This window comes from Pedobacter sp. (genome assembly GCF_035566355.1).
Classification (GTDB): Bacteria; Bacteroidota; Bacteroidia; order Sphingobacteriales; family Sphingobacteriaceae; genus Pedobacter.
Genome location: NZ_DATMRL010000496.1, coordinates 1 through 6,377 on the forward strand (window position 1 = coordinate 1; position 6,377 = coordinate 6,377).

The 6,377-nt window shown below is 40.5% G+C and carries 5 protein-coding genes; all 5 read right to left on the reverse strand.

All coding sequences use genetic code 11. The features are described 5' to 3' along the window. A partial coding sequence (locus VNZ46_RS19350; RefSeq protein ID WP_325561699.1) for a prohibitin family protein occupies window positions 1–558 on the reverse strand: 558 nt, incomplete at its 3' end. A gap of 219 nt (window positions 559–777) precedes the next feature. Then, window positions 778–1,485 (reverse strand): LytTR family DNA-binding domain-containing protein, encoded by a 708-nt coding sequence (locus VNZ46_RS19355; protein ID WP_325561701.1) that lies wholly within the window; start codon window positions 1,483–1,485, stop codon window positions 778–780. A 1-nt stretch (window position 1,486) separates the two neighbouring features. After that, window positions 1,487–2,608: a sensor histidine kinase gene (locus VNZ46_RS19360; protein WP_325561703.1), complete on the reverse strand. Its 1,122-nt coding sequence runs from the start codon at window positions 2,606–2,608 to the stop codon at window positions 1,487–1,489. 6 nt (window positions 2,609–2,614) lie between these two features. Further along, complete coding sequence (locus tag VNZ46_RS19365) at window positions 2,615–3,439, reverse strand: DUF4249 family protein (RefSeq protein WP_325561705.1); 825 nt, start codon at window positions 3,437–3,439, stop codon at window positions 2,615–2,617. Further along, window positions 3,430–6,159, reverse strand: a complete 2,730-nt coding sequence (locus tag VNZ46_RS19370; protein ID WP_325561707.1) for a TonB-dependent receptor — start codon at window positions 6,157–6,159, stop codon at window positions 3,430–3,432. Before VNZ46_RS19370 ends, VNZ46_RS19365 begins: the two co-directional genes overlap by 10 nt. Window positions 6,160–6,377 lie beyond the last annotated feature (218 nt).

Consider the following 6,377-nt stretch of genomic DNA (forward strand, 5'->3'; position numbering starts at 1 on the left):
TGTTGCAAAAATCTTATTCTGAAATTCCTGACGTTTAATGGAGTACAAGGCTACCGCTTCATAAGAAACCGCATTGTCCCGAATAGCTGTTCGTGTAATGGGACGTACAATTTTGTCCAGGTAATCGTCACCAATTTCTTTAAGTATCCTGGGTGCATCTTTAGGCGTAACACTAAAAAGAACAGAAAGGTCAATGGTCACTTCCAACCCATCTGATGTCAGGATCCGAATCGCATCATCGCCAGACTTATTACCTTCATCGTGCACTCCAGACATCGTGTAATTTTGAGTTTTGACGTCGAAAGCAGTGACCTTTACCAAAGGATTAATAACATTAAGGCCGCTGTACAGCACGTCATTATCCACCTTTCCATAGAGTGTCTTTACGCCTACTTCACCGGCATCTATCACTTTAAACATAGACAAGCCTGCACCCAAAAAAGCCATAACAATACCGGCAATTAAAATGATACTTTTAAATCTGATTAATGGATTATCGTCTCTGACGATAAAAACGCTTACTGTAATCACAAGTAAACCTAAGATGATGAGAAACATAACTTCTTATTTTTTTACAAATCAATCTGCAAACCAAATGCCCAACAAAAAAGGCCAATCATAAACAACAATATAACAACAAGTTAACTACAAAATCCTATTTAAAGAACAAAAAACGTAGTCTTACAGGTCTTCCAAAATGGGGTGTTATTTTTCATTTTGAAAATATACAAATCATTTACTTTTCTGGTTTAATTTAAGCCTAAAGTTTCAAAAAGACTAAAAGTTCTTTTCCTGAACATAAGCCTGTAAGGCCTGTCTGTAAGCATCACTGATCGGTATTTCTACCCCCGCCACCATTACATGTGTTTTCTGAATAGATTCAATCTTATCCAAAGCAATCATAAAAGATTTATGTACCCGCATATATTTCGCGGCCTTCAGGCGCTCCTCCAGCATTTTTAAACTCATCCGGGTAATCACCGGATTCCCCTCCGCCAGATTAATACGCACATAATCCTTTAAACCCTCTATATAGGTAATATCCTGCATTCGCACTTTAACAAGTGAATAGTTTGCATTCACAAAAATATCATCATTTTCAGGCTGAACATATCTTGCTTTGGGTTGCCTGATCTCATATAGCTCATTGGCTTTCTGAACAGCCTTTAAAAACCTGGAAAAAGGCACCGGTTTTACAAGGTAATCCACCACATCCAGGTTAAAACCATCCAGTGCATACTCCGGGTAAGCCGTAACCATAATAACCATTGGAGGATGCTTGATAGAGGCCAAAAGTTCCAGCCCATTGATTCCAGGCATCTGTATATCCAGAAAAACCAAGTCAACCTGATGCACCCGAAGCAAATCCAGCAATTGCACAGGATTCTTGCAACAAGCTACAATATTTAAGAATGGAATCTGTTTCACGTTATCTTCCAGCAATTTTAAAGCGGGAGTTTCATCATCTATTAAGATACAGTTCATCTTAGAAATTAATTAAAAGCTTAACGTTAAAGAGTTGATCCTCTTTCCTGGTCTCTAAAAAATATCTTCCAGGGTAAAGAAGCTCCAGCCTGCGGCGGACATTGGACAAACCGATGCCGGAATCTTTTCCTGCTGGTGCCGGTACGGATTGATTTATAGGGGCAATCTCATTTTCAACCAGTAAAAGCAATTGATTTTGATTCACAATAATAGAAATATCTATGATTGGTTCCTCCAGTGTCCCTGTACCATGTTTAAAGGCGTTTTCTACAAAAGGAATGAGCAACATAGGTGCTATTGAATATTGTTCAAAAGCGCCAGAGAGGTATAAATTAAATCTGACACTGTCTCCAAAACGCAGCAATTGCAGATTTGTATAATTTTTCAGGTACTCAATTTCATCAGCAAGCGTAATCTGCCCTTCATCACTGTCATAGATCATATACCGCATCATTTGCGAAAGACTAATCAGAGAAGGTTCTACGAGTTCCGGTTTCTTCCTGGACATATAAACCAATGTATTTAATACATTAAACATAAAATGCGGGCTGATTTGCGAAGAGAGAAACTCTAGTTCGGTTTTCAAATGCAAGTTTTCCAGTTCTTCAATCTGTTTATCACGAATGACTTTATCACTGTACAAGCGGAAGCAAAAACTCATCACTATCACAAAAGTAAAAGGCAGCAAACTCATAAACACATTAGGTGGCCGGTCTCCTCCCCGCCTGCCAAAACCCTGCCCGGGAAAACCTGGTTTATGAAATCCCGGCTTAGGGAATTCAGGTCTTGGAAATCTGGATAAATCCGTATAGAAAAAGTGATTGATCAATAAAAAAACGACGAATATAGCCGCCAGCAAAAGAACATACAGATAAAGACCATGTCGTTTTTCCTTAACCGGGTAGATTAAAAAATGGTGCACGTAAAAGATGATGATCAACAGTACATTCGATAACACCACCGTCTTGTACATTGAACTTCGCACCTCAGACGGAAAATTCCCAATTCTAAACGTAAATGGCAATATAAGTACCAGCGACCAGATCCCCAGCGGGAAAAGGATATTTAACCAATACCAATTTCTGGATCTCTCTGTTTTTAAAATACCCATTAAGTTATTCAAACCCATTTAGTTTGTCGAGGTGTAAATTTTCAGGTTCAACGTATCTGCCTGCATGGCCGTAAAAATACCCAAACCATTAGTGATATTTGTCGATGGATTTGTTAAATTAAGTGAAGATCCACCATTGTTGTTCAGCGCATCACTATATTCCTTATTGATGTGTACCAATAAGACCTTATAATTACCCAAATAATTAAACGTCATTTGCTGCGTTTGCCAGCTTGAGGTTTGGCCAAGGCTGACTTCAGCATTCAGATTGCTGTTTCCAGGCCTGGAGCTGATCTTCGTTGGACTTTCTTCCACGTTCTTCAAGACCATCATATAATACCATGATGCCGTGTTGTTCCAGCTAAACGTGACCGGCTTGAAAGTCTCCTGCGTGCCACCCATGCTAAACGGCGGAACGTATTGTTCAGTGGCGGATGCCTTAAAGCCAGTTGGTTTATCCGGAACTGTAGTCTGGGCGCTGATGACTTTATCCGTGTAAGCGAAATTAAGCGTATAGGTCTTTTTCGCCCTGATAAATGTGGTATCGGTATAAACATAAGTACCTTCCTTGCTTTCTGTAAGCTGAACCGTAGAAGAACCATCTGAGATTTTCAGCTTTAACCCTGTTATCGGGAAGCCGTAGGACAGCGTATCCTCCAGGTACTTCTGATAATAAACTTTAACCTGTACCGCCGTTCCCGGAACCAGGTAAGATTCCACAACCGGACGGGCATAATCTGCATCTGAATTGCTGTCCTTTTTGCAGGCAAGCAGACAGCAACTCGTCCATACCAAACCAATTATTAATGCAAAACGCAGTGTTTTTGTACTCTTTATTTCCATTTTAAGCTAAGTGTTATATTTGGGGTAAAGCCAAGATAATTGACATTAGAGGTGATCACCTGGTTATTGACCACCGAGTATTGTTTATACCAAAGATTAGACCTGTTGTAAATATTGAAAAGGGAGAAACCAATGCTACCCGTTTTTCTGCTATCAATCTTAATGAGATCATAAGTTGCTGCAGCATCAAGACGGTGATAAGCTGGCATGCGCTCCCCGTTTTTGGCGCTTATCGTCAAAAATGTATGGCTGTTACCTGCATAGTCATTAATGGTATAACTTGTTAACGGTGCGGTATAAGGTTTTCCGGTCGCAAAAATCCAGGTAGCCGAAAAGGTCCAGTTTCCATACCGGTATAAGTTAACCAGCTTAAATTCATGCCGGGTATCCTGGCTTGCAGGAAAATCCCCTCCGTATACATCAAAGTTATTAACTGCTTTTGAAAGCGTATAACTCACCCAGCCGGTATATTTACCCTGAGTTTTTTGCAGCAGGAATTCTACACCCCGGGTATAGCCACTGCCATTGTAGAAATGCTCTTCCAGCGAAGATACATCCATCCGTCTGCCCGTTTGCCGCTGCGAGTATTCAGAAAGATTGTCCAGCTTCTTGTAATAACCCTCCACATCAATTAGAAATCTGTCTGTTTCATAACTAAGCCCTGCAATATAATGGTTAGCAGAACTTACAGGAATGGTACTTCCATTAGAAAGCACCCAAAAATCCCGGCTTCCTGCAAGAATATCTTCTTTAATTACCCGGTTGGTAAACTGATAGAACTTGCCTGTGCTCGCCTTTAACGTTAAGCGATCGGTCAATGTATAGGTTGCTGAAAGGCGCGGTTCTGTGTAGAGTTTACCTGTTTGATCATAATAGGTCTCCCTTAAACCTGGCTTAATTTGCAGTCGTTCTGTAGGGTTTAGTTCCAGTTCCGCATATGCTCCTCCAGTTAAAGCTTTTGCATGCTGATTGATCAGCGTACTGGTGTCGTTCTGACTATTTTCATAAGACACATTTTGCCTGGAAGCAAAAGCTCCAAATAACAATTTAGATTTCCCGCTCAGCTGCAATTCCCAGTCTGACTTTAAACTGAAGTCCTTTAAGTTATTTTTCTCAAACGTCCCGTTTGATACATTCTGATCATCACCATTGGCGTCCTTTATGGTTATGGTATTGCTGTTATCCCGGTCACTGTGATAAGTAGAATAGCTCAGCAAAGTATTGGAATACAATTTCGTATTCCAGCGCCTGGACCACTTCAAGCTTGAACCCAGGTTACCATAAGTGGTTTTATCGGTATTACTAATGCTTCCTCCCGAACTGCTGATAAAAGAAGGTAAGGTAATATCCCTGCTGTTGTCCAGATTATCGTTCCCTTGGTAAATGCTCCAGGAAAATCTGTTTTTATCATCGGGTGCATAGGTATACTTCGCATTGAGGTCGTAAAAAGAGGAAGAGGGAACCGTTACTGTCGCACCTCCTCCTCCGAATCCCCCTCCCATGCCCGGAGGACCTCCTGCTCTATTTCCTCCGGGCCCGGAAGCAACCGTGGTGCTGCTGTTAAATTTGTTAAAGATCTTATTGTATAATGGCCCCTGATAAGATCGCCTATAGGCCAATAGTAAAGTAGATTTATCATTCAGAGGTTTTTCCAGAAATACATTTGCACTCAGCAAACTCAAGTCTCCGGCCAGGGTCGTTTCTTTGCTGTTCCCCTCTTTTCCTACAATATCAGTAACAGATGACAACCTGCCGCCATACTTAGCTGAAAAACCACCCTTATATAAAGTCACATCTTTAACTGCATTGCTGTTAAATGCACTAAAGAAACCGTACAAGTGATCTACCTGATATACTGTAAAACCATCAAACAGCACCAGATTCTGATCTGGAGTTCCTCCCCTTACATAAGCACCGGAAGAAGACTCGTTACTCGCACTGATACCCGGCATCAATTGAAAGGATCTTAGGATATCCTTCTCTCCTATGTTAGGTAACTCTTCTAACTTGGACGGAGAAATCTGCAGCACACTTACCCTACGTTTATCGGTACTCATCACGTTCTCACTTCTTTTATCCTTAATTTCTACCTCGTTCAATGATTTTACGGATGTAAACAGGCCTATAACGATATCTTTCCTGTTCTTACTTTGGCTTAGCGCATAAACATCCGGCTGATAGCCTATGTAGTTCACATCTAAAACACAAGTATCCGAAGGTACATTCAACAACGTGAAATAACCATCTGCATTGGTCGAAGTGCTCATGCTGGAATGTCTTACTTTTACAATGGCCGAAGGAAGAGATTCTCCTGTAGCATGATCAATTACACGGCCACTTACTGTAAATGGTATTTGCTTTTCAGCAACTGCAGACCTGTCAATACGCACAGAAACTGGATTTGCGACGATCCTGACCACTTCCTGTTTGGAATTGGCCATCCGCTTTAAACGGTTAACATCCTCGGGCCATCTGATAATGTAAATACTTTGGTCTGGTTCTACCCAATAGCGCAAGCCATTAGATTTACAGATGTCAGCCAGTACATCTTTTACTTTTTCATTAAAAAAGTGATTGGTTACGCTGTACTGCCGCACCATATCCGGATCGTAAATAATTCTCAGTTTACACTGTACGGCAATTGTGTCCAGCATCTTATCTACAGATGTGGTATAAAACCCATCAATAACAGCCGTAGTTTTTAGCTTTTGCTGTGCCATCAAAGAAAAACTAAAAAGATTTGTTAAAATTAGCAGTAGTATAGTTCGTTTCATATCTTAATTATGAAGCGAATTTTAAAAAAGCAGATGTTAACAAATGTTAATTGAGATCAACAGGCTAAATTCTGAGGTAAAACCCGCATTTTCTGCGCTGATTAATCTATAGTTTTACAAATAGCCGAAAATACGTTACATAATGATCTCGAAGAACAAAGCAA